17 protein-coding genes and 1 tRNA gene are annotated in these 23,936 nt (G+C 67.7%); 5 read left to right on the forward strand and 13 right to left on the reverse strand.

The genetic code is table 11. The annotated features are described in order from the left end of the window. Nucleotides 1-28: 28 nt before the first annotated feature. From RM50_RS16605 to RM50_RS16630, 6 genes are all read right to left on the reverse strand, one after another. Nucleotides 29-2,764 (reverse strand): helix-turn-helix transcriptional regulator, encoded by a 2,736-nt coding sequence (locus tag RM50_RS16605; protein ID WP_043454916.1) that lies wholly within the window; start codon nt 2,762-2,764, stop codon nt 29-31. Nucleotides 2,765-2,873: 109 nt separating this feature from the next. Next, a complete protein-coding gene (gene pth / locus RM50_RS16610; protein ID WP_043454917.1) occupies nt 2,874-3,479 on the reverse strand; it encodes an aminoacyl-tRNA hydrolase in 606 nt (201 codons plus the stop codon). A gap of 102 nt (nt 3,480-3,581) precedes the next feature. Next, the gene (locus RM50_RS16615) at nt 3,582-4,202 is read right to left on the reverse strand and encodes a 50S ribosomal protein L25/general stress protein Ctc (protein ID WP_043454919.1); all 621 of its coding nucleotides are present in this window, start codon (nt 4,200-4,202) and stop codon (nt 3,582-3,584) included. A gap of 275 nt (nt 4,203-4,477) precedes the next feature. Next, on the reverse strand, nt 4,478-5,458 hold the full coding sequence (locus RM50_RS16620) for a ribose-phosphate diphosphokinase (RefSeq protein WP_043454920.1): 981 nt from the start codon (nt 5,456-5,458) through the stop codon (nt 4,478-4,480). 2 nt (nt 5,459-5,460) lie between these two features. After that, entirely contained in the window at nt 5,461-6,939 is a 1,479-nt protein-coding gene (glmU, locus tag RM50_RS16625; protein WP_043454922.1) for a bifunctional UDP-N-acetylglucosamine diphosphorylase/glucosamine-1-phosphate N-acetyltransferase GlmU, read from the reverse strand. Nucleotides 6,940-7,042: 103 nt separating this feature from the next. Continuing rightward, nucleotides 7,043-7,114, reverse strand: a tRNA-Gln gene (locus RM50_RS16630). Nucleotides 7,115-7,247: 133 nt separating this feature from the next. Between RM50_RS16630 and RM50_RS16635 the strand changes: the two genes are divergently transcribed. After that, the gene (locus RM50_RS16635; RefSeq protein WP_043454923.1) at nt 7,248-7,874 is read left to right on the forward strand and encodes a TetR/AcrR family transcriptional regulator; all 627 of its coding nucleotides are present in this window, start codon (nt 7,248-7,250) and stop codon (nt 7,872-7,874) included. 330 nt (nt 7,875-8,204) lie between these two features. Here the strand turns inward: RM50_RS16635 and RM50_RS16640 are convergent, their stop codons facing one another. From RM50_RS16640 to RM50_RS16660, 5 genes are all read right to left on the reverse strand, one after another. Further along, on the reverse strand, nt 8,205-10,037 hold the full coding sequence (locus RM50_RS16640; protein ID WP_043454924.1) for an ABC-F family ATP-binding cassette domain-containing protein: 1,833 nt from the start codon (nt 10,035-10,037) through the stop codon (nt 8,205-8,207). A gap of 35 nt (nt 10,038-10,072) precedes the next feature. Then, complete coding sequence (locus RM50_RS16645; protein WP_043454925.1) at nt 10,073-11,032, reverse strand: 4-(cytidine 5'-diphospho)-2-C-methyl-D-erythritol kinase; 960 nt, start codon at nt 11,030-11,032, stop codon at nt 10,073-10,075. After that, nucleotides 11,029-11,901 (reverse strand): 16S rRNA (adenine(1518)-N(6)/adenine(1519)-N(6))-dimethyltransferase RsmA, encoded by an 873-nt coding sequence (gene rsmA / locus RM50_RS16650; protein WP_043454927.1) that lies wholly within the window; start codon nt 11,899-11,901, stop codon nt 11,029-11,031. Before rsmA ends, RM50_RS16645 begins: the two co-directional genes overlap by 4 nt. Nucleotides 11,902-12,012: 111 nt before the next feature. Then, nucleotides 12,013-13,179, reverse strand: a complete 1,167-nt coding sequence (locus tag RM50_RS16655) for a resuscitation-promoting factor (protein ID WP_043454929.1) — start codon at nt 13,177-13,179, stop codon at nt 12,013-12,015. Nucleotides 13,180-13,460: 281 nt separating this feature from the next. Then, complete coding sequence (locus RM50_RS16660) at nt 13,461-14,366, reverse strand: TatD family hydrolase (RefSeq protein WP_043454931.1); 906 nt, start codon at nt 14,364-14,366, stop codon at nt 13,461-13,463. Nucleotides 14,367-14,529: 163 nt separating this feature from the next. Between RM50_RS16660 and RM50_RS16665 the strand changes: the two genes are divergently transcribed. Genes RM50_RS16665 through RM50_RS16675 form a run of 3 tightly spaced genes read left to right on the forward strand, consistent with a single transcriptional unit; the run spans nt 14,530 to nt 19,605 of the window. Beyond that, the gene (locus tag RM50_RS16665) at nt 14,530-15,630 is read left to right on the forward strand and encodes an AAA family ATPase (RefSeq protein ID WP_043454932.1); all 1,101 of its coding nucleotides are present in this window, start codon (nt 14,530-14,532) and stop codon (nt 15,628-15,630) included. 7 nt (nt 15,631-15,637) lie between these two features. After that, nucleotides 15,638-17,104 carry a DUF58 domain-containing protein gene (locus tag RM50_RS16670; protein ID WP_043454933.1) on the forward strand — a complete coding sequence of 489 codons (1,467 nt, stop codon included), beginning with the start codon at nt 15,638-15,640 and terminating at the stop codon, nt 17,102-17,104. After that, nucleotides 17,101-19,605: a DUF3488 and transglutaminase-like domain-containing protein gene (locus RM50_RS16675; protein WP_052260312.1), complete on the forward strand. Its 2,505-nt coding sequence runs from the start codon at nt 17,101-17,103 to the stop codon at nt 19,603-19,605. The genes RM50_RS16670 and RM50_RS16675 overlap by 4 nt, the downstream gene beginning before the upstream one ends. A gap of 70 nt (nt 19,606-19,675) precedes the next feature. Here RM50_RS16675 and RM50_RS16680 read toward each other — a convergent pair whose 3' ends face one another. After that, nucleotides 19,676-21,175 carry an NAD-dependent succinate-semialdehyde dehydrogenase gene (locus RM50_RS16680; RefSeq protein ID WP_043454935.1) on the reverse strand — a complete coding sequence of 500 codons (1,500 nt, stop codon included), beginning with the start codon at nt 21,173-21,175 and terminating at the stop codon, nt 19,676-19,678. A gap of 181 nt (nt 21,176-21,356) precedes the next feature. Continuing rightward, nucleotides 21,357-22,232 carry a 16S rRNA (cytidine(1402)-2'-O)-methyltransferase gene (gene rsmI / locus RM50_RS16685; protein ID WP_043454936.1) on the reverse strand — a complete coding sequence of 292 codons (876 nt, stop codon included), beginning with the start codon at nt 22,230-22,232 and terminating at the stop codon, nt 21,357-21,359. A 45-nt stretch (nt 22,233-22,277) separates the two neighbouring features. On the opposite strand from rsmI, the gene RM50_RS16690 reads away from it, so the two are divergent. Beyond that, entirely contained in the window at nt 22,278-23,927 is a 1,650-nt protein-coding gene (locus RM50_RS16690) for a dolichyl-phosphate-mannose--protein mannosyltransferase (protein WP_052260314.1), read from the forward strand. The last annotated feature ends 9 nt before the right edge of the window (nt 23,928-23,936 follow it).

Genomic DNA, 23,936 nt, shown 5'->3' on the forward strand with positions numbered 1-23,936 from the left:
CCGGTGTGCAGACGCGGGCTTGTGCCCATTAGACGAGTCCAGTCAGATCACCCCTTGAAGTCACGCCCAGTTTGGTGAAGACCTGGTACAGATGGCCTTCCACCGTGCGGACAGACACGCCCATTTCCATGGCGATGTCACGGTTGGAGGCACCGCGGCCGGCCATCCGGGCAATTTGCCGTTCCCGGCTGGTCAGCAGGGGGCTCCCGCTGCTGGGCACAATGGGCAGGTTCGCCACCGTGGCGGCGAGGATGTCCAGCCGGGCCTGCGCGGTCCTGGCCGAGAGGGAGTCGCCGTCCTGGCGGGCGAAGTCGACAGCCAGGGCCATGCACCGCGCCTCCACGGCATCGAGTTCCAGGGTGGCTGCGAGTTCGCCGCCTTCGAGGAGGGTTTTGGCGTCCTTGGTCCGGGTTCCGACGGCGATCAGCCGTGAGACCTCGGCCAGCGGGCCCTGCCGGTTGCCGGCGATCTCCTCCAGGAGGCGGAAATCCGCGTCACTGCCGTTGACGGTTGCCGCCAGCAGGTAGACGCCGGCCACGGTGTGCCGGCCCGCCTCCATGTTGCGGCGGGTGCCCTGCTTGAGGGCTGCGGCCGCTTCCGGGTCTCCCAGCCAGCGGCCGGCAACGAGCGTGCAGAACTCGATGATGCTCTCCGCCGCGAACCCGGCCTTGCCGGGTGTCTTTTGCAGCTTCGCCAGGTACTTGCGGGCCAGGGCGGCGTTCCCGGCCTGCGCGTAGGCCAGGGCAGTGGCTGCGTAGGCGGTGCGCAACGCGGCCTGGACCGGCTGCAGCTCCAACTGGGCAGCGGCGGAAATCAAGGGTTCCAGGGCTGCTTCGCCCCGGCCGGAGAATGCGTACGCGACGCCGGCTGCGAGTTCGGTGGCGGCGCTGCGGTACGGAAGCCGGTGGGGCTGCCCTGCGCTGAAGGGGTTCAGGAGGTCAATGCAGCGCCTCCACTGGCCGGCCATCAACAGGACAAAGTAGGCCTCCCGGGTGTAGTGCTCACGCAGGCCCACGATGTGCGAGTAATCGGTGAGTTGACCGCCGAGTTGCCGCATGAGGCCCAGGGCGTCCATTTCGCGGCCTGTCAGCGCGAGTGCGCCCATCAGGAGGACAGCGGACTGGATCCGGAACCCGGGGTCCGGGTTGGCCGCAGGATCGGCCGCACGCTCCAGGGCCGGGATCATGGCCGCGTAGTCGCCGGCGTGCGCCTGGTATTCGAATTCACTCAGCGAGATGCGGTTCGCCGCAACCGCCGCCGGGGCCGGCCACTGCGGATGCTCGCCGAATTGGTCCAGCCGCTCCCGGGCCGAGCGGAGCAGTTCCGGGACTTTGCCGGCCTGCTCCGGGATGAACAGCATGACCCTGGCCTTGGCCGCAATGACCTGGGCGTACTCTGCCGGGTCCAGGGCCTCAAGTTCGGGGTGCGAGATGTCATCCAGGGCAGCCAGGGCCTGGACGGGCATGTCGAGGAGAAGGTAGGCGGCGGCCTTCTGGCGTTGGGCCGGAGCCCATTCGGCGTCGGTCCGCTGCAGCATGTCCGCGTAGGTCAGGGCGAACCGGGGGTCGAAGAGCTGGACGGCGGCCTGGGCGGCTGCAAGTGCCAGCGCCGGGCTCAGCTCGGCTTCGCATTCGTGCGTCCAGGCGGCAAAGGACATGAGCTCTTCCACCGTGAGGGTGGCGGGGTCCGGTTCCTGGCCGCCCAGCAGGATGCTCCGGAGTTCGCGGCGGCGGGAAATACTGAGCCAGGTCCTGACAACGTCACCGATGTATTTTTCGCGCAGTGACACCCAGCGCTGCTCGGAGTCGTCAATCTCCAGCAGGCCGCCGTCCTCCATGTCCGCGACCACGTCCGCGCCGTAGATGGCGGTGAGGCTGGACAGCTCCACCCGTCGGGCGCAGGAGAGCATTTCGATGACTTCCCGCGTTTGCGGTGTTTCCCTCGACCAGCGGGACCGGACGATGTCGTCAAGGCTTGCTGCGCCGTCCAGCACCACCTTGTCCCGCAGTGTCCAGACGGAGTCCGACAGGACCAGGTTTCCGGAGAGCTGCTGCTCGGTGACCAGGGCTTTGAGCAGCAGGGGGTTGCCTCCCACCATCTGGTGGTAGGTGCTGACCAGGGATGAGGCCACCCGGTGGCCCAGCAGCGACAGCAGGACCTGCCGGGTCTGCAGCTCGTTGAGGTTGCCCAGCCGCACCTCGGTCAGCTTGCGGTCGGTCAGCAGCCAGTGGAAGTCTGCCGGCAGGTCGCTTGTATTCGGTGCGACGGCGACGATCTTTGCGGTGCCGGTGAGCAGGACGTTCAAGAGCACGCCGGCACTCATGTCGTCAATGGTGGCGGAGGTGTCCAGGGTGATGATGCAGGGCCGGCCTGCGGCGTCGCTGCGGATCAGGGAGGTGATGCCGCGAAGGATGGCCGTGGGCGAACCCATATACGCCTGCGGGAGCCGGGCCAGCAGGAACGACAGGCAGCCATAGGGGGTGGTGGAGCCTGACGGGCCGGTGCGCAGCTGCAGGGACCAGACATCGGGGCCGAGGTCCGCTACGGCGGCGCGGGCCAGGGACGACTTGCCAACTCCCCTGGCTCCGGTGATGACGACACCCAGCGAATGTTCGCTGGTCAGTGCGGTGCGCACGGCGTCGAGGTTGGCGCTCCGTGCGGACATGGACCATTGCAGGCCCTCCGGTGCCGCGGAGGATGGTGTGGGCAGCCCGTCACCTTGCGGTGTTGACCCACGTCCCCAGCTGAGTGGCTCGATCGACATGAACTTTTCCCCTACATCCTGCAATAGCGGGATGTAGCCCCATTGCTCCCCCGCATAGGAAGAAGAGTACCCCGAGGCACAGACAAGGAAATAGGGTCGAACGGAACTTTTACGATTCGGGTTGCCGTGATCCCGGTTTGGCCGGGTGGAACTTCTGCTGTGCAGCGGTCAAACCGTCGCGGAGCAGGGACTCCACGGCGTCTGCGGCATCGTCGAGCAGGAACGGCAGTTCCTTCCGTTCCGTGGTGCCGAAATCGCGGAGCACGTAGTCGGCGGTGTCCATCCGGCCGGGCGGTCTGCCCACTCCCACCCGGACCCGCAGGTAGTCCTTGGTGGCCAGGGCCTTGGAAATGTCCCGCAGACCGTTGTGGCCGCCTTCGCCGCCGCCAAGCTTAAGTTTGACCGTGTTGAAGGGAATGTCGATCTCGTCATGGACGGCCACCACATGGTCTGCGGGGATGCCGTAGAAGTTTGCAAGTGCGGAGACAGGGCCGCCGGATACATTCATGTAGCTCATGGGCTTGGCCAGGACCACCCGCGGTCCGCCAATGCCCAGCCGGCCTTCGAGGACCTGGGCCCGGGCCTTGTGCGCCTTGAATCCCGCTCCAATGCGGGTGGCGAGTTCGTCAAGGACCATCTGGCCTACGTTGTGCCTGTTGCCTTGGTACTGTGCGCCGGGGTTGCCGAGGCCAACGATCAGCCAGGTATCTGTCATGGAGTCAATCCTAGGGGGACGGTTAAGCAAGGTTCACTGGGCAGACACGGCAGTGGCCGGGCCCCTTGCGGGGTCCGGCCACTGCGCGGAACGCTGGAGTGGTTACTCGGCTGCGGCTTCTTCGGCTGCGGGAGCTTCCTCGGCTTCGCCCTCGGCGGCAGCTTCGGTTTCTGCTTCCTCGGCGATTTCGACGGCCTCGGAGATGTTCACCACGAGTGCTTCGGCGTCGGTCAGCAGGACAGTGCCCTTGGGCAGGACCAGGTCGGAGGCGTGGATGTGCTCACCGGCGGCGCGGCCTTCGATGTTCACGACGACGGACTCCGGGAGGTGCGTAGCCTCGGCTTCGAGGGACACCACGGTCAGTTCCAGGTTGTGTACGGTGCCGGGTGCGGTTTCGCCCTCAACGTGGACCGGAACGTCAACCGTGACCTTCTCGCCCTGGCGGACGGTCAGGAGGTCGATGTGCTCGATGATCTGCTTTACGGGGTCACGCTGGACGTCCTTGACCAGGGCCAGGTGGCCTTCGCCGTTGATGTCCAGGGACAGCAGGGCGTTGGCGGTGCGGACGGCAAGGGTGGTGGCCTTTGCGGGCAGGGTGACGTGGATGGGCTCTGCGCCGTGGCCGTAGATGACGGCGGGGATCTGGTGGTTCGCGCGGGCGCGGCGGGCGTAGCCCTTGCCGAATTCGGTGCGCAGTTCTGCTGCGAGCTTCTGCTCAGACATGGAAATCTCCTTGAAGACTAAACGGGGTTCAGCAAGGGCGGAGGTCTGGTGTGACCTTCAACGCCGGGCGGCCCGGAGGCGGCCCTTCAAGAAGGCAGTCCTTCAGCTGAAGGACAAGCAGACCCAGTCGATAACGGAGGCTATGCGCTCCCTCGCCAAGGTATCGGGATCCAGCTTACCAGCGGCGGGGCCTTTTCCTGAAAACGGCAACGGCGCCGGAGGTTGAGCCTGTCGAACCGGCAAGGCCGGGCTTCGACAGGCTCAACCAGCGGATCCTAGGCCTTGCCGTCGAACAGGCTGGTGACGGAGCCGTCGTCGAACACCTCACGGATTGCGCGGGCAATCAGCGGCGCGATCGACAGCACGGTCAGCTGCGGGAAGCGCTGGGACGAGTTCAGCGGCAGGGTGTTCGTCACCACCACTTCACGCGCACCTGATTCGGACAGCCGGCGGGCGGCGGGGTCGGAGAAGACGGCGTGGGTGGCGGCGATGATGACATCCTTGGCGCCGGCGTTCTTCAGGACCGTCACGGCGCCGGAGATGGTTCCGCCGGTGTCAATCATGTCGTCGATCAGGACGCAGGTCCGGCCCTCGATCTGGCCCACCACGGTCTTGGACACGGCCTGGTTGGGCACGGTGAGGTCGCGGCTCTTGTGCACGAACGCGAGCGGCGCGCCGCCGAGGCGTTCGGCCCACTGCTCGGCAACCCGCACGCGGCCGGTGTCCGGGGAGACGACGGTGATGTTCTCTGCGTTCACCCGGGTGCGGATGTAGTCGGCGAGCAGCGGGATGGCCATCAGGTGGTCCACGGGGCCGTCGAAGAAGCCCTGGATCTGCGAGGTGTGCAGGTCCACGCTCATGATGCGGTCGGCGCCTGCCGTCTTGTAGAGGTCTGCCACCAGGCGGGCGGAGATCGGCTCGCGGCCGCGGCCCTTCTTGTCCTGCCGGGCGTAGGGATAGAACGGCGACACCACGGTGATGCGCTTGGCGGAGGCCCGCTTCAGCGAATCGATCATGATCAGCTGTTCCATGAGGTGGTTGTTCAGCGGCGCGGGATGCGCCTGGATGACGAAGGCGTCCGTGCCGCGGACACTCTCGCCGGCCCGGACGTAGATCTCGCCGTTCGCGAAGTCGTAGGCGTCAACGGGAAGGAGGTCAGTGCCGAGTTCCTTGGCGATCTCCCGGGCAAGCTCCGGATGGGCCCGCCCGGTGGCGAGCACCAGCTTCTTCTCGCCGTGCGCCGTAATTTCACTCATTGTTACTTGCCCTCTTCTGTAGATGCCCGGGTACTTGAGGAGTTCTTGGTGGCCGCCTGGGCCAGTTCGGCGGAGCGGGTTCCCGGACGGTTCGCGGGAACCCAGCCTTCGGCGTTGCGCTGAGCAGCGACGCTCAGCGCCAGCGCGCCGGCCGGTACGTCCTTGCGGATCACCGCGCCGGCGCCGCTGTAGGCGCCGTCCCCCACGGTGACCGGGGCAACAAAGACGGTGTTGGAGCCTGTACGGACGCCCGAGCCGATCACCGTGCGGTGCTTCTTCTCGCCGTCGTAATTGGCCGTGATGTTGCCGCAGCCAATGTTGGTGTCCTCGCCGATTTCGGCATCGCCGGCGTATCCCAGGTGGGACAGCTTGGAGCCGCGGCCGATGGTGACGTTCTTGGTCTCGTAGAAGGCGCCGATCTTGCCCTTTTCGCCCAGGACGGTGCCCGGGCGCAGGTAGGTGAAGGGGCCGACGGCGGCGCGCGGGCCGATGACCGACCCGGAACCATGGGTGCGGACCACCGTGGCTCCTTCGCCCACCTGGACGTCGGTCAGGGTGGTATCGGGACCCACAACGGCGTCCCTGGCGACGGTGGTGGCCCCGTGCAGCTGGGTGTTGGGCAGGAGGCGGACGTCCTCGTCCAGGGTGACGGAGGAGTCGATCCAGGTGGTGGCGGGGTCGACGACGGTGACGCCGGCGCGCATCCAGGCTTCCACGGTGCGTCGGTTCAGCTCGGCGCCCAGGGCGGCAAGCTGGACGCGGTCGTTGGCGCCTTCCACCTGCCAGCGGTCGGCGGTGACGACGGCGGCGACCCGGCCGCCTGCCTCACGGGCCAGTCCCAGCACGTCGGTGAGGTATTTCTCGCCCTGCGAGTTGTCGGTGGTGACCTTGCCCAGCGCGCCGCGGAGCACCGCGGCGTCGAACGCGTAGATCCCTGAGTTGACCTCGCGGACCAGCCGTTCAGCCTCGGAGGCGTCCTTGTGCTCGCGGATGCCGGTGACGGAGCCGTCGTCGCCGCGGAGGATGCGGCCATAGCCGGTGGCGTCGTCGAGGACTGCGGTGAGCACGGTGACGGCGTTGCCCTCGCGCTCATGGGTGGCGACGAGTTCGTCCAGGAGTTCGCCGGACAAGAGAGGCACGTCGCCGTAAGTGACCACCACGGTGCCGGCGAGCTCCCCGCCCGCGTCCAATACCTGCAGGGCGGCCTCGACGGCGCGGCCGGTGCCGGGAACGTCGTCCTGGTCCACGATGACGGCCTGCGGGTCGAGGGCCGATACGTGCTCCTCCACCAGGTCCCGCTCATGGCGCACCACGATGGCGAGCCGCTGCGGCGCGATGCTGCGGCCGGCGCGGAGGGCGTGGCCCACCATGGAGAGGCCGCCGATTTCGTGGAGGATCTTGGGGGTACGTGACTTCATCCGGGTACCGGCGCCTGCTGCCAGAACGATTACAGCGGCCGGACCGGCATTCTCGGGGATCACGTACGGGCTCTCCTTGCTTCGTTGTGCTGGCGCTTTGCGGCATCCGGCGGCGCAGGCCGCCAGGCACCGGGTGCCATCCTCGTGATCGCTCCTTGCGCAGCAGTTCCGCCCATAGGATTCGAACCTATACTCCACGGCTCCAAAGGCCGGGGTGCTGCCGTTACACCAGAGCGGACCGTGCCGGAAGACTCAAGGCCCGGGCACAAGTCCCTATTTTGCCATGGGTTCAGGGCGCCGCGCGACACAGCACCTTCCGCCCAGCCCAGCCCCGCCGATTCCAGCCGCCGGCGGTGAGGCATGATGGGAAGGTGAGCAACAACCTTCCGCGGATGCGGATGACTGGCCTGCAGCGCAGGAGCCAGCTGATCGACGTCGGCCGGGGCCTTTTCGCCGCCCGCGGCCTGGACGGGACCACCATCGAGGAGATCGCCGCCTGTGCCGGAGTCTCCAAGCCGGTCATCTACGAACACTTCGGCTCCAAGGAGGGGCTGTACACCGAAGTGGTCGACTGCGAGTTCCACATCCTGCTGGACGCAATCAACACCGCCCTCACCGAGGAAGCCAAGCCCCGCGTCCTCGTCGAACGTGCCGCCCTGGCCCTGCTCACCTACATCGAGGACCGGACGGAGGGGTTCCGGATCCTCATGCGGGACGCTCCCCCCTCGCAGCCCGAGGGCGCCTTCTCCACGCTGCTCTCCCACGTCACCGCCCGGGTGGAACATATCCTGTCGGACGAATTCTCCCGCCGCGGCTTCAGCGGCGACGACGGCGCCATGTACGCCCAGATGCTTGTCGGCATGGTGGCCATGACCGGACAGTGGTGGCAGGACAGCCGGCGGCCCGACAAGCACACCGTCGCAGCGCACCTGGTCAACCTCGCCTGGAACGGCCTCACGGGACTCAAGAAAGACCCTGAGCTGCAGTCGGAACTCTAGGCCTCGCTGTAGTTCCGTGCGCGGGGAAGGGGGGTCATCCTCTGCATGCTGGCTCGTTCCTCGCCTCTGACGCATGCTGCCGGATAACCCCCTTCCCCGCTCGTGAGGCGACGTCACCACGCCGGGCGGCGGGCCTTCCGAAAGGAGCGCATCGCGGGGCATCGGGACGTGGAGGTCGCTCAGCGACCGGAGCGTCCCCTATGCCCTGTAAGCGTCGTCCCGAGGGCCCCGGCGCGAGCTTGCGAGTGTTGGGAAGGGACCTACGCGCTAAGCGACGCGGAAGGGCCGGCGCCCGGCACCAAACCGGGCACAGGAACCAGGCAAATTAGCTCAGTCGCCGAGGAGTTCTGAGGACTCCAGCCACTCCAGTTCCAGGGTGTCCTTTTCGTCGGCCAGGTCCTTGAGCTGTTTGTTCTGGTCGGCGAGCTTGTCGAAATCGCCGGCCTCGGTGGTCTTCAGCATCAGGTCGTGAAGCTTCTTTTCCTCTTGATCCAGCTTCTTGAGCTGCCGTTCGATCCGGTTGAGCGCCTTGCGGGCCTCCCGCTTCTCCGCCTCCGAGGGGCCTGTGCCGCTGGCTGTGGCCGCGGGGCCCTGGCCCGCGCTGGTGACCGGGTTACCGCCGCCGGCTACCGTGGAGCCCGCCAGGGCGGCTTCGCGCAGCTCGAGGTACTGGTCCACACCGCCGGGCAGGCCGCGGAGCTTGCCGTCGCCGAGCAGCGCCATCTGGTGGTCCGTGACGCGTTCCAGCAGGTAGCGGTCGTGGCTGACCACGACCAGCGTTCCCGGCCAGCCGTCCAGGACGTCTTCGACGGCGGCGAGGGTGTCGGTATCGAGGTCGTTGGTGGGCTCGTCGAGCATCAGCACGTTGGGCTCCCCCACCAGGAGCCGCAGGAGTTGGAGGCGGCGCCGCTCACCGCCGGAGAGGTCCCGGACCGGAGTCCACTGCTTCTCGTTGGTGAAACCGAGCTGCTCCACCAGCTGCCCGGCGCTGAATTCCTTGCCGCCGACGTTGAAGGAACGCTTTTCCCGCTCGATGACCTCAATCACGCGCAGGTCCGCAACGTCGTCGAGCTCCTTGACCTCCTGGGTGAGGACCGCCGTGACCACTGTCTTGCCCCGCTTCAGCTTGCCGGCGTCGGGGGTGATCTCGCCGTTGAGCAGCTTGAGGAGGGTGGTCTTGCCGGCGCCGTTGACGCCCACCAGGCCCAGGCGCTCCCCCGGGGCGAGGCGCAGGGTGATGTTGTCGAAGAGCTTCCTGCCGTCGTCGCCGCCCCGGAAGTTCAGCGAGACGTGTTCCAGGTCCAGGACGTCCTTGCCCTGGCGCGCCGTTGCCATCCTGCTCAGCGCCATGGAGTCACGCGGCGCCGGAACGTCGGCGATCAGGGCGTTGGCCGCCTCGATGCGGAACTTGGGCTTTGCTGTCCGGGCCGGAGCGCCGCGGCGAAGCCATGCCAGTTCCTTCTTGACAAGCTGCTGGCGTTTGCCTTCCACCACGGACGCCATCCGGTCGCGTTCCGCACGGGCCAGGACGTAGGCCGCGTAGCCGCCTTCGAACGGGTCCACGATCCCGTCGTGAACTTCCCAGGTCTTGGTGCAGACTTCGTCGAGGAACCAGCGGTCGTGGGTGACCACCAGGAACGCGCCCTGGTTTGCCCGCCAGCGCGTCTTCAGGTGCCGGGCAAGCCAGGCCACGCCTTCGACGTCGAGGTGGTTGGTGGGCTCGTCCAGCATGATGACGTCGTGGTCCTCGATGAGCAGCTTGGCGAGGGCCACCCGCCGCTTCTGGCCGCCGGAGAGGGCATGGACGTTGGCGTGCCAGTCGACGTCGGACACCAGGCCGCCCATGATTTCCCGGATCCGCGGGTTGCGTGCCCATTCGTAGTCCGCCTGGTCGCCGACAATCGCCGCACCTACCGTCAGGTCGCCGTCGAGCACGTCGCTTTGGTCCAGGTAGCCCACGTTCACGTCGCCGCGCTTGGTGACGCGGCCGGAGTCGGGGGTGGAGCGCAGCGCGAGGAGCCGCATCAGGGTGGACTTGCCGTCACCGTTGCGGCCCACCATGCCGATCCGGTCCCCTTCCTCCAGTCCCAGGGTGATGCCGTCCAGGACGGTGCGGGTTGCGTAGGAAACCGTGAGGTTCTCGCCGCCAAGAAGGTGTGCCAAGGGGAACTGCTTTCTGCTGCCGGATTGGAGGGTGCTTAGAGGAGGGTGTCGGAGATGATGCGCGCGCCGGGAACGGGCCCCTGGACGGGGAGGGCCGTCAGGCCAAAGCGCTGCAGGTCCTCCGCGAGGGCTTCCGCGGCAATGGAGTCCTCAGCCAGCAAGGCCACCGTGGGCCCGGAGCCGGACACGATTCCCGCCACGGCGCCGTGCGATTCACCGATCCCCAGCGTATCGCGGAGCGCGGGCGACAGTTCAATGGAAGCCCGTTGCAGGTCGTTGACCAGCACCCGGCCCAGGGCGTGGGCGTCACCGCCCCTCAGCGCCGCGAGGATCTGCGGGTCCACGCCGGTGGGTTCATCGGCTTCGGCGCCCGCGGCATCACGCAGCCGGTCCAGCGTCCGGTATACCTCGGGCGTTGAGAGGCCATAGTCGGCGACCACCAGGACCCAGTGCGTCTGTGCCTTGGCAAGGGCGGGCGACAGCTCGTCGCCCAAACCCAGGCCGACGGCGGTGCCGCCCAGGAGCGAGAAGGGGACGTCTGCACCCAGTTCCGCCGCGAGATGCGCCAGCTCCTCGCGCGACAGGCCGCTGTTCCAGAGGGCGTCACAGGCCAGGAGCGTGGCTGCCGCGTCGGCGGATCCGCCGCCCATCCCGCCGGCCACCGGGACACGCTTGGTGATTTCCAGGTGCACGCCGGTGGCATGTTCGGAAACGTCGGCCATGATGGCCGCCGCCTTGTAGGCCAGGTTGTTGCTGTCCAGCGGGATGTCGACCGAATCCAGGTCCAGGGTGCTCTCGGGGCTGAGGCTGATGGTGATGCCCGGGGTGGCGGTGCTGGTGGCTGCCACTTCCTCGTAGAGGGATACGGCGAGGTAGACGCTGGCCACTGAGTGGTAGCCGTCCGGCCGGAGCGGACCCACCGCCAGGGAGACGTTGACCTTGCCGGGGGCCTTGACCCGGACCGTCCTGGCGGCGAACCGGCCTGCTGCGCTCACTGGCGGTTTTCCTTGGCTTCGGCGATCCTGGCGAACGCGGCGATGTCGATGACTTCACCCCGGGCGGTGGGATCGACGCCGGCTGCGAGCAGGCAGCGCTCCGCTTCCGGAGCTCCACCTGCCCAGCCGGCCAGGGCTGCCCGCAGGGTCTTGCGGCGCTGCGCGAATGCGGCGTCCACCACGGCGAACACCTGCTCGCGGGTGGCGGTGGTGGCCGGTGGTTCGCGGCGGGTGAAGGCCACCAGGCCGGAATGGATCTTGGGAGCCGGCCAGAAAACGTTCATGCCGATGACGCCGGCTTTGCGCATCTGGCTGTACCAGGCGGCTTTGACCGACGGCACTCCATAGGTCTTCGACCCGGGGGGTGCGGCGAGCCGGTCGGCCACCTCGTCCTGCACCATCACCAGGCCGTGCTGCAGGCTGGGGAAATGCTGCAGGAGGTGCAGCACCACGGGAACGGCCACGTTGTAGGGGAGGTTGGCAACGAGTGCGGTGGGCTTCACCGGCAGTTCCGTCACCTTCATCGCGTCCGCCTGCACGAGGTGGAAGGCGTCGGCGGCGGCCGGGCGCCATTCCTTCACGGTTTCCGGAAGCTTTGCCGCCAGGATGGGATCGATTTCGACGGCGACGACCGCCGCGGCCGCGTCCAGCAGCCCCAGCGTGAGCGAGCCAAGCCCCGGACCGACCTCGAGCACCGTTTCATCCGGACCGACGCCGGCAGCGGCGACAATCCGGCGGATGGTGTTGCCGTCAATGACAAAATTCTGGCCCAGCGTCTTGGTGGGCCTGACCCCGATTTCCTCTGCCATCCGGCGTATATCGGAAGCACCAAACAAGGGTGCGGGCACGGCGGGGATCGGTTCAGTCACCTAGGTATCCTATCCCGCGCGGCCCCGGGGTCCCGGCCGGTTAACGCACTGTGGCCGGCCCGGGGAAACCCGGGACCGGCCACAGTATTACCGCTGCGTGGATCGTGGAGATTAGCTGCTTGCCGCCCAGCCACAGCCCCACGGGGACAGTCCGCGCTGTGCGTAGACCCGGTTGGCGATATCGATCTGCTGTGCCTTGGTGGCCAGGCTGGCGTTGGGCGCGTAAGCCCCGCCGCCTGCACCAATCCAGGTGCGGATATCGAACTGGAGGCCGCCGTAGTAGCCGTTGCCGCTGTTGATGCTCCAGTTGCCGCTGGACTCGCACTGGGCGATCTTGTCCCACATGGCTTCGTTCATCATGGCCGGAGCTGCCGCGCCGGTATTGGCGCCGGCAGGCGCTGCTGCCGCCTGGGGTGCGGGCTTGGCCTTGGTGCCCACGGTGACCTTCTCGGTGACCGGCTGGACAGCGACGTTCTCCGAGACCAGCGTGCGGGAGGCTTCCCGTCCGTCCACGAGCACCAGCTTGAAGGTGCGCTCGAGCTTTCCGGCAGCGCCTGCCTGGGTGACTTCCTTCTCGCCCTTGAGCATGTCGGCACTCTCGGCCGTGACCGTCTGGAAGGGAACCTCTTCGCTGGTGACGGCGGTCTGGCTGGTGTCCACCCGGGAAACCTTGATGACCATGTTGTTCACCACGTTGGCGTTGGCCGGCTGCGACGTGCGGTCGTTGGCACCGAGGGTCACGCCCGAGTCCTCAAGGACCTTGCCCACGGTGGGGGCGGTGGTGGTGGCCGTGTTCACCTTGCCGTCGGCAACGATGCTGACGGTCTTGGGGGTGGAAATCGAGACGTAGGAACCGGCGGGTGCGAGCGTGGCGTCCTTGGGCGCCGAAACCGACGACGCGCTGGCGACACCAAGTTCGGTGACCAGGTCTTCCACGTCCTGGGCCGTGGTGTTCACGGTCTTCTCGGCACCGTCCAGGCTGACCTTGACTTCCTTGGCCTGGTTGATGTTGATGACGGTGCCGTTCTGGACAGTTGCGTCGAGGGAGGGCGACACGCGGTCGCCGGGCTTCAGTTCCAGGTTGGCACTCTTGACCACCTGTTCAACTGTTCCACCAAAGGACTGCACGGACGACGCTTTGCCGTCCACGTTGAGCGTAATTGTTTTGTTATTGCCCACGAAGGCTACGAGGCCTGCGACCAGGCCGCAAAGCACCAGCAGCTGGGCGCCAACCTTGATAAAGCTGAACTTGCCGTCCGATGTGAAGAACTTGATCACGATTGCCCGTAACTCTCGGTCCATCCGGGCACGGGGAAACGCGCAGAAAAATGCCCGGTACAACCGCGGATACGGCAGTCCGGGCATCGATGCGCCGCCACGCTCCACGCAACGGCATGGCTGGCCGTTGGACAGGCCGGGCCGGCTGCAGTTGGAGCGAAATTACCCGTTGGCCTTCCCCGACCCCGGCTAATAGTTTTCCACTGTAACCGTAGCGTTATAAAGCGACCAACATTTTTGCATACCAAATATGCAATTTGCCTGTTACCGGGAAGCGGTTTTTAGTGCCAGGATCCGTATGCCCGCACCGTATTTTCGGAGATCGTGGTGCAGAGGCCGCCAAGGTCGGAGCCTGTCAATTCTGCCATGGCGCGCACCGTGTACGGGACCATGTAGCTCGCGTTCGGGCGTCCCCGGTGGGGGTGCGGGGTGAGGAACGGGGCGTCCGTTTCCACCATGATGAGCTCCGGGTCCGCCACGGCGAGCGCCGCCCGGAGGTTCGCGGCGTTCCGGAACGTCAGGGTGCCGGCGAAGGACATCCACCAACCCTTTTCGTTGCAGGTCCTTGCCAGTTCGGCGTCACCGGAGAAGCAATGGAACACCACCCTTTCCGGCGCCCCTTCTTCGCGCAGCACCCGCACCACGTCGCTGTGCGCGTCCCGGTCATGGATCTGCAGGGTGAGGTCCAGGCGCTTGGCGATGTCGATATGGCGCCGGAAGGAGTATTCCTGGTGGCGCAGTCCCTCGCCTTCGGTCCGGAAGAAGTCCAGGCCGGTCTCGCCGATGGCCCGGATCCGGGGATGCGTTGCCAGGCGTTCGATCTCGGCAAGCGCGTCCTCAAGTTCGCCCCGGGCCGCATAGTGCGGTGCATCATTGGGGTGGAGCGCCACGGCCCCGAGGAGCCGTCGATCGCGGTCCACCGCCTCCACGGTGAAGCGTGAGGATTCCAGGTCGCAGCCCACCTGCACTGCACCTTGGACGCCCACGGCGGCTGCCGCGTCCAGGGCAGCCGTGATTCCTACCGGTCCGTTGCCTTCCGGAAAGTCCAGGTGGGTGTGGTTGTCCATGACGGGCACGGGCAGGGGCTCCGGAGCGGGCGGGAAATCCTTGCGGCGGCCCGGCTCGGAGCCGGGAGTTCCGTCTTCGGCAGGGAGCCGGTAGGCAGCTGGGATCGACGAATCGCACATCCACCCAGCCTATCGGCCACAGGCAGCCACATATTTGCCGGAACTCTCTGTCAGGCATGGCAGTTGTGTTAGTAGTCTGGAACGAACACACGCGCACGCCCACCGAGGGGCGAAGGCAGGCCTGCTGTCCCGTCCAGGTGAAACCCGGGCTGAAAGGTTGCCGATGGAACCCCACCGACGCATTGCCAACACCGCAGGCGCACCGAACCTCAACCTGGCCGGTGGCGCAGATTCCGTCAGCCACCTGAACGGGCACCGGACGCCGGCCATGGACGCGGCATCCTTCCACGCGGCAGCCCAGCGCATCCTTACCACGGTCAACACCGTGATCGACGGCAAGTCCGATGCTGCCAAGCTTGCGCTGACGGTGCTCCTCGCGCAGGGGCACCTCCTGGTGGAGGACGTGCCCGGCGTCGGTAAAACGCTGTTGGCCAAGACCCTGGCCCGCACCATCGACTGCACCGTCAACCGCATCCAGTTCACCCCCGACCTGCTGCCGTCCGACGTCACCGGGGTATCGATCTACAACCAGGCCTCCAGGCTTTTCGAATTCCGGCCGGGGGCGGTGTTCGCCAACATCGTCATCGGCGACGAAATCAACCGGGCATCGGCCAAGACCCAGTCCGCCCTCCTCGAGTGCATGGAGGAGCACCAGGTCACGGTGGACGGCACGTCCTACAAGCTGGATGAACCATTCATGGTGGTGGCCACCCAGAATCCCATTGAAATGGAGGGAACGTATCCCCTGCCGGAGGCACAACGGGACCGTTTCATGGCCCGTATCTCGATGGGCTACCCGGACAAGGACGCCGAGATCGAGATGCTGGAGACCCATCAGGCCGTCTCGCCGCTGGCAAAGGTCTCGGCCGTGGTCACCGCAGCCGACGTGGCGGCCATGATCACCACCGTCCAGCAGGTCTTTGTCTCCGAAGCCGTCAAGGAGTACACCGTGTCGGTGGGCAGGGCCACCCGGGAAAGTCCGCTGCTGCGGCTGGGCGCGAGCCCCCGCTCCATGCTGCAGCTGCTGCGGGCCGCCAAGGCCACGGCGGCACTGGACGGCCGGGACTTTGTCCTGCCTGATGACGTGGGCGATGTGGCCGAATCCGTCCTGGCACACCGTGTCATCCTGGACCGCAAGGCAGCGGGGTCCGGCGAAACCCCGCACAGCGTCCTGCGGGGCATCCTGTCCCGGCTGCCCGTGCCGCAGGGCCAGCCCGGGCAAGCCGGGCGGGCTGCGGCCGCGGCCGGCAGCAGGAACCGCTAGGCCAACCATGGCCCTGCTGGACAAGCTTCCGCGGCACCTGTTCACCAGGCGCGGCTGGGGCATGCTTGCCGCCGGGGCCTTCGCCCTTGCCGCCGCACAGGTCATGGGGCGCCGGGACCTGCTGACGCTGGCGCTGCTGCTGCTGGTCCTGCCGGTGGTTTCCCTTGCCGGGGTCCGGCTGGTCAAGCCCCGGTTCCGGGTGTACCGGGAATTCGACCCCTCCCCCGTTGAAACGTCGGCTCCTGCCACGGTGCACCTTGCTGTGGCCAGGACGGACCCCGGCAGCGGGCGGGTTGCGATGAAGGAGCGTCTGCCCGCCCAGTTCGGCCAGGCACCGTCCTTCCGGTTCCCATCCCGCTCCGCCTCCGGCGGCACAAGCCGCTACGAGTACCACCTCACGTCCAGGCACCGCGGCCAGTTCCGGATCGGCCCGGTGACGGCCGAGTTCACGGACCCCTTCGGCCTTTCGCTGCACCGCCAGGCAATTGACGACGGCGACGTCCTCACCGTGACGCCTGCCGCCGTCGTCCTTCCTGCCACGGCCCTGGCCGGAGCCCGCGGCAGCGACGGCGTCACCGCCACCCGCGTCCGCGCCAACCCGAGCGATGACGACGTCATGACCCGGGAGTACCGCCACGGAGACCCGATGCGCAGGGTCCACTGGCCCGCCACGGCGAGGCACGGGGAGCTGATGGTCCGGCAGGAGGAATCCGTCACCACTCCGGAGGCAACCCTCATCCTGGACCACCGGTCGGGTGCGTTCGCCGGCGGCCCCGGTACCGCCATGCCGGGCCTGGCCGGCCAGGACGGGCATGCCCGGGCCACCAGCGACACCTTCGAATGGTCCGTTGTTGCCGCCATGTCCATCAGCGCGCACCTCGCCGAACGCAGTTACAGCCTTCGGCTGCTGGACACCGGCGGGGATCCCGCGTTCCTGCATTCGCCTTCTTCCCCCGAACCGTCAGCGGAGGAGTACAGCGGGACGGCGGGCCTGCAGTCCATCGCCGAGAGCCTGGCGGCCATCCACCTTTCCGGTGCGTCCCACCAACACCGCGGCGGCATGGCCCGGGAAGCGACGGCCAGGGATGCCGGGCGGCGCGGGGAGCCGGCAGGCCGCACGTCCGCAGACAGCGAACCGGGGCCCCCGGCTTTCGATGACCGCCTGATGGACAAACTGTCGGCGCACCGGATGCGGGGTCCCATCATCGCGGTCCTGGGCCGCATTACCGCCGAAGAGGCCCTGGCCCTGGCGCCGGCGGCGGCCTATGGCACCAACGCCTTCGCCATGGTGGTGGTGGAACGGCCGGCAGAGTCGCGGGACGTCCTGGCCGTCCTTCACCAGGGCGGCTGGCGGGCTGTGGCGGTGGCACCGCGGACGCCTCCTGCTGCCGCGTGGGTCCAGTTCGACCAGGAGCCCGCCCTGCCGGCGTCCCCCGCCTCCGAGGTCCGGCGCGGTGCGGGGGTGGCGACATGACGATGGCACCGGCCCGGCCTGCCGACGCCGGGCAACACACGCCCCTGCCGCCGGAGCCTGACTCGGGCCGCCTGCGGTGGGGAGCCTACCCGTGGGCCATGGCGGCAGCCATCGCCGTGGCCGTCTGCGGGGCGGCACTGTCCCTGAATGGCGTTCTGCGCGGCTGGAACTGGTACTGGCCGGCGTTGACCACAGTACTGGTGGTGGCGTTCACCCTGGCGGCCCTCCGGTCCGTCCGGGCCCATCCCCTGCTGGTCACGGCGGCCGGATTCCTTGCACTTGGCGGCGTGCTGACGCTCACCTTCTTCCGCAGTTCAAGTTTCCTTTGGGTCTTCCCCACCGGTTCCACTTTCGCAGACCTGGACCGCCTGATCAGGCGGGCAAGTGAAACCGTGCTCGGGGAAACTGCCCCGGTGGCACCCAATGCCGGCATCGTCATGGTGGTCTGCGCCGTGCTTGGCCTGGCCGTCATCCTGGTTGATGCACTGGCGGTTCCCCTTGCCATGCCGGCCGCCGCCGGTACGGGCCTGCTGGCGCTGCTGGTGGTCCCGGCCATGATCAAGCCGCAGAGCGCTGGCGTCCTGAGCTTCGTGGCCACCGCGGGCGGATACCTTCTGATCCTCGCCTGCAGCCAATGGTTTGCCCCCGATGGCAGGCTCCAGGGCGGCTCCGCCCGGAGCCCCGGGCTGCTCCGCCGTGCCGCACTGACCGGTGCGGTGGCCCTGGCTGCCACCCTGGTGCTGCCACTGGCCATCCCCGGCTTTGACCATGGCACCTTCCCGCAGGGATCACGGATCAATCCGTGGGGCACCACCACCGGCCTGAATCCCATGATCACCCTCGGCAACAGCCTCCGCACCCCTGACGGGAGCGGCCGGATCACCTACGCCACCACGTCCCCGGCGCCCCTCTACCTGCGCTCGGTGACGGTGGACAGTTTCGACGGCGACTCATGGGGACCGGATGACCGGGCAGCATCGCGCATGCCCCTGGACGGGCGGATCGATCCGGGCTACGCCGTCCTGACCGACGAGCAGGTGCGGCTGGTCACGGCCATCGACGCCGGATCCTTCACCAGCCCCTACCTGCCTGTCCCCTATGCACCCGAGACAGTGCGTGGACTCGGCGGACAATGGACCTTCGATCCCGCCACGCTGAGCATCAAAGGCACCGACACCACCACCCGGCGGCAGGAGTACACGGTGACCTCGGCGGTGCCCAAACTAACCGCGGCGCTGCTGGCCCAGTCCTCTGCACCCGTGCGGGGCATCCCGGACGTCTTCACCAGGGTCCCGGGCAACGTCCCGGACATCGTCAAAAATACCGCCCAGACCGTGGCCGGGACCGGCACGCCGTACCAAAAGGCCATGGCCATCCAGAAGTACCTGCGTTCTTCCGAGTTCACGTACTCCCTGCAGTCGCCGGTGCAGGGCGGCTACGACGGAAACGGGCTCTCTGTCCTGGCCGACTTCCTGCAGCAAAAGAGCGGCTACTGCATCCATTACGCCTCGGCCATGGCGGTGATGGCCAGGCTGGAGGGAATCCCGAGCAGGATCGCCGTAGGATATGCCCCAGGCAGGCTGACGGGGGCCACCGTCACGGTCTTCGGCCAAGGGGCCCTGCCGGAGTACGAGGCAGATGCCCGTGATGCCCACGCGTGGCCGGAATTGTATTTCCAGGGGCTGGGCTGGGTGCCCTTCGAGCCAACCCCGTCACGGGGTGTGGTCCCGGATTACGCTACCGAGGCATCCGTCCAGTCCGTTCCCGATTCCCTGGGCAACAATGACGGCCTCATCCCCGATGCCGCCCCGGTTCCCAGTGCGTCCCCCAGTGCCACCGCACCGGCAGTTCCCGGTGCCGGCAGCGGCAGCAGCAGCGACGGCGCCCAGTACATGCCCTGGATTCTTGGCGGCGCCGGGGCAGCAGGGCTGGTGCTGCTGGCGGCTGCCCCGCACCTGGCCCGCGCGGGCATCCGGTCGCGCCGGCTGCGCCCGCGGCGTCCGGACCAGTCCGTCCCGCTGGCGTGGAGCGAGTTGAGGGACCTTGGCACGGATTATGGGGTACCGGCCGGAGACAGCGAAACCCCGCGGGCCTACTCGGCCCGGTTCAGGGGCCAGCTGCTCGGCGAGGCCGGAGGCATGGACCGTGAGGCGCATGAAGCCGTTATCACCCTGACCGCGGCCTTCGAGCAGTACAGGTACGGCCGGCCCGCAAACGGGCATACCGCGGGCACCGCACGCCCATCCGGCAGGCCCGGACAGGACTTTGCGCCGGGAATCGCGGCAGTGGAAGCCTCCCTCCAGGCAAATGCCACCCTTCCCCGGCGGTTGGCGGCAGCCTGGCTTCCGCCGTCCGTGACGCGCCGGCTTGGACTGCTGGCCAGGCTTCCGTTCAGCGCGGCCCGCACGGGAATCCGGAAGGCCACGAACATCGCTGCGCGCTTCCGGCCGCGCCCACCGCAACGAAGGCACGACGGCGGCCGCAGGGCGGCAGGGCATTAAACCCACACGTGCCGGCCGGGGAAGCCCGGCCGGCACGTGTGGGTTGCTGTCTGTTTGGAGACCGCCGGTACTAGCCGGCGTAGGGGTCGGCGATGCCGATGTACTGCGTGTAGAGGTATTCCTCGATGCCTTCCAGGCCGCCTTCGCGTCCCAGGCCGGACTGCTTCACGCCGCCGAAGGGAGCGGCAGCGTTGGAGATGACACCGGCGTTCAGGCCGAGCATGCCGGTTTCCAGGCGCTCGCCCATCCGGATGCCGCGGTTGATGTCCTTGGTGAAGACATAGGCCACCAGGCCGTATTCGGTGTTGTTGGCCAGCCGTACGGCGTCGTCCTCGGTGCTGAACGTGATGATCGGGGCAACGGGGCCGAAGATTTCCTCGGAGAGGATGCGGGTCCCCTCCGAGACGCCGGAAAGGATGGTGGGCTGGTAGAAGTAGCCCGGTCCCTCCACGGGGCCGCCGCCAACTACGGCCTTGGCGCCGGATGCCACGGCATCGGACACCAGCTCGTGGACCTTGTCCCGGCTCTTGGCGTCGATCAGGGGGCCCACCTTCGACTCAGGCTCGGTGCCGCGGGCGGTGGTCATTTCCTTCATCTTCGCGGCGAACTTCTCCGCGAACTCGGCGGCGACGGATTCGTGCACGATGAAGCGGTTGGCAGCAGTGCAGGCCTCGCCCATGTTCCGCAGTTTGGCGGCCATGGCGCCGGTGACGGCAGCGTCCAGGTCGGCGTCCTCGAAGACCAGGAACGGGGCATTGCCACCCAGTTCCATCGAGGTGCGCAGCACAGTCTCAGAGGCATCGGCGAGCAAGCGCCGTCCCACCTCGGTGGAACCGGTGAAGGACAACTTACGCAGGCGCGAATCCTTGATCAGCGGCCCTGTGGTGGCACCCGCGGTGGAGGTGGGGATAACGTTGAGGACACCGGCGGGGAGCCCGGCCTCCTGCATGACGGCAGCAAACAGCTGGGACGTCAGGGGCGTCAGGTTTGCCGACTTCAGCACCATGGTGCAGCCCGCTGCGACGGCGGGGGCGATCTTGCGGGTAGCCATCGCCAGCGGGAAGTTCCACGGGGTGATCAGCAGGCAAGGGCCCACCGGCTTCTTGGTCACCAGGAGGCGGGACTTGCCGTCCGGGGAGACGGAGTAGCGGCCGAAGGCCCGCACGGCTTCCTCGGAGAACCAGCGCAGGAACTCGGCACCGTAGGTCACTTCTCCGCGGGCCTCGGCCAGCGGCTTGCCCATTTCCAGGGTCATCAGCAGGGCGAAGTCCTCGGCCCGTTCAGTCACCAGGTCGAAGGCCCGGCGCAGGATCTCGCCGCGTTCCCGCGGCGGAACCTTTGCCCAGGATTCCTGGGCCGCTGCGGCGGCGTCCAGGGCCGCGGCACCATCCTCCGGGCCGGCGTCGGCAATGCTCAGCAGCACCTTCCCGGTGGCGGGATCCTCGACGTCGAACGTCTTGCCTGAAGCGGCCTCCCGCCACTCACCATTGATCAGCAGTCCGGTGGGAACAGAGGCCAAAAGCCTGGTTTCACGTTCGGCGGTTACGGCCGGCTGTGCAGTGACAGTCACAATGACTCCCTCGTCAGTAGGGTTGTGGCAGCCCGTTGCCGCGGCCGGAGTGACCGGGATCATGGGGCTGATTAACAGCCAGACTACTGCCGGGCACTCCCCCGGTCTACGCCCGCACGCACTGCGGAATCACCGCTTTGCTGTGCAGCTGCACAGGGCTGGAATGCGGTGCGGCAACCCGCTAACGGGCGGCCAGGACCGCAGAGTACAGCTCCCGCTTGCTCACCCGGGCATCCTCCGCGACGGCGGCGACGGCTTCCTTCAACCGGATGCCCTGTGCCACCAGCTCATTGACTGCCGCCACGTGGTCCTCCGGGGTGCCGGGAGCCTGCTCGGGGGCACCCCCGGCCACCACGGCGATCTCGCCGCGCACCTCCGTGCCCTCCGCCCACTGCAGGAGTTCGTCCACGGTGCCGCGGATGACTTCCTCGTAGGTCTTGGTCAGTTCCCGGCATACGGCGATGGGGCGGTCCGGTCCGAATTTCTCCCGGAGGGCCCGCAGCATGGCCTCCAGCCGGTGCGGCGCCTCGAAGAACACCATGGTGCGGCGCTCCCCCGCCAGGTCCGCCAGCCGGGAAGCCCGCTCACCGGCCTTGCGGGGCAGGAACCCCTCGAAGCAGAACCGGTCCGTGGGCAGGCCGGAAAGCGCGAGTGCCGTCAGGACCGCGGAGGGACCGGGAACCGCCGTGACGGGAAGGCCCGCCGCGATGGCGCCTTCAACGAGCCGGAAGCCGGGGTCGGACACCGCCGGCATCCCGGCATCGGTCACCATGAGGAGGGTGCTGCCCGCCCGCACCTGGTCCAGGAGTTCCGCAGTCCTGGTGGCCTCGTTGTGCTCGTGGTAGCTGATGACGCGCCCTGTAACGGCAACTCCGAGGCTTTGGACCAGGCGGTGGAGGCGGCGGGTGTCCTCCGCGGCAACGATGTCGGCTGTGCCGAGCAGTTCCACCAGCCGGGCGGAGGCGTCACCGGTGTTGCCGATGGGTGTGGCGGCCAGGACGATCCTCCCCGCGGTCGACGGGCCGGCTTCGGAAAGGGTGCTGGGGTTCGGATCCACCTCCCAAGCCTACTGCGGCCTGGTCTTCCAGCCGCAAAAGGTAGCATGGGGCTCGTGACGCAGACCTCGACGCGGCCCGCGCGGCCCTGGATCAGCCGGCCGGATGAGGCCTTCACGTTCGAGGCCCTGCGTGCACGGCTCATCGGTCCCGGCCCCGCCTGGCGGGACTATCCGCCGTCGCTTCGGCTCTGGTTCATCCTGGTCCCCGTCCTGACGGCAGTGGCCGGGGGTCTCCTGCGGTTCATCCGCCTCGAGGTGCCGCACAAGCTCGTATTCGACGAGACGTACTACGTCAAGGATGCCTATTCGTACCTGATCAGCGGCTATGAACGCAGTTGGCCGGACAAAGCCAATGATGCCTTCAATGCCGGCAATCCCGACGTCCTGCTGGCCACTCCCGAATACGTGGTCCACCCGCCGGTGGGCAAATGGATGATCGCGGCGGGCATGTGGCTTTTCGGGCCCGAAAATCCATTTGGCTGGCGCTTCGCGGCGGCGCTCACCGGTACCCTTACCGTTCTCCTGGTCGCGCTGATCGCCCTGAAACTGTTCCGTTCCCTGCCGCTGGCCGGCGCCGCCGGCCTGCTTCTGGCCATCGACGGCCACCACCTGGTGATGTCCCGGACATCGCTGCTGGACATCTTCCTCACGTTCTGGATCCTTGCCGCCTTCGGCGCACTCCTGATGGACCGCGACGACGGGCGGCGGCGGCTGGCCGCCCGCTTGGCGCACGCCGCGGCGGCCAACGGCGGGCAACCGCCGGCCGGCGCGCTGCTGGCCGGCCCGTGGTTGGGCCTGCGGTGGTGGCGGGTGGCTGCGGGCGTCTGCCTGGGCCTGGCCGTGGGAACCAAATGGTCCGGCCTGTTCTTCCTCGCCGCATTCGGCCTCCTCACCGTGCTGTGGGACCTCAACGCGCGCCGGGTGGCAGGGATCCAGGGCTGGATCAGCGGCGGCATTATCCGCGACGGCATCCCCGCGTTCCTCAGCATGGTCCCGGTGGCGGGGATGGTCTATTCCGCCACCTGGACCGGCTGGTTCCTGTCGGACGACGCCTACTACCGCCATTGGGCCGAGAGCAACCCCTCCGCGGAATGGGGATGGCTTCCCGATTCCGTCCGGTCCCTGGCCCACTACCACCTGGAAGCGTACAAGTTCCACCAGGGCCTCAGTTCGGAGCACCCCTACCAGGCCAGCGCATGGAGCTGGCTGGTGATGGGCCGGCCCACGTCGTTCTTCTACGAATCCCCGCAGCAGGGCACCCCGGGCTGTGCAGTGGAAAAGTGCACCTCGGCCATCCTGTCCGTGGGGAACCCGCTGATATGGTGGGCGGCCGCCATTGCGCTGGTGGTCCTGCTGTTCTGGTGGGTGGGACGACGGGACTGGCGTGCCGGGGCGGTGCTGGCGGGCGTCGCCGCCGGCTACCTGCCGTGGTTCATGTACCCGGAACGGACCATGTTCTACTTCTACGCGGTATCTTTCGAGCCGTTCCTGGTGCTGGCCCTGGTGTATTGCCTGGGGCTGGTCCTGGGCAGGGCCGGCGACCCGCCCTGGCGCCGGCGCTCGGGACTGTACCTGGTGGTCCTGTTCCTGGCCGCGGCCGCCCTTTTGTCGGCGTTTTTCTACCCGATCTGGACCGCCGAAGTGATCCCCTACGTCGACTGGAAAGTCCGGATGTGGATGCCGTCCTGGATCTAGGGCAGGATG

The organism is Pseudarthrobacter phenanthrenivorans (assembly GCF_000813845.1).
Classification (GTDB): Bacteria; Actinomycetota; Actinomycetes; order Actinomycetales; family Micrococcaceae; genus Arthrobacter; species Arthrobacter phenanthrenivorans_B.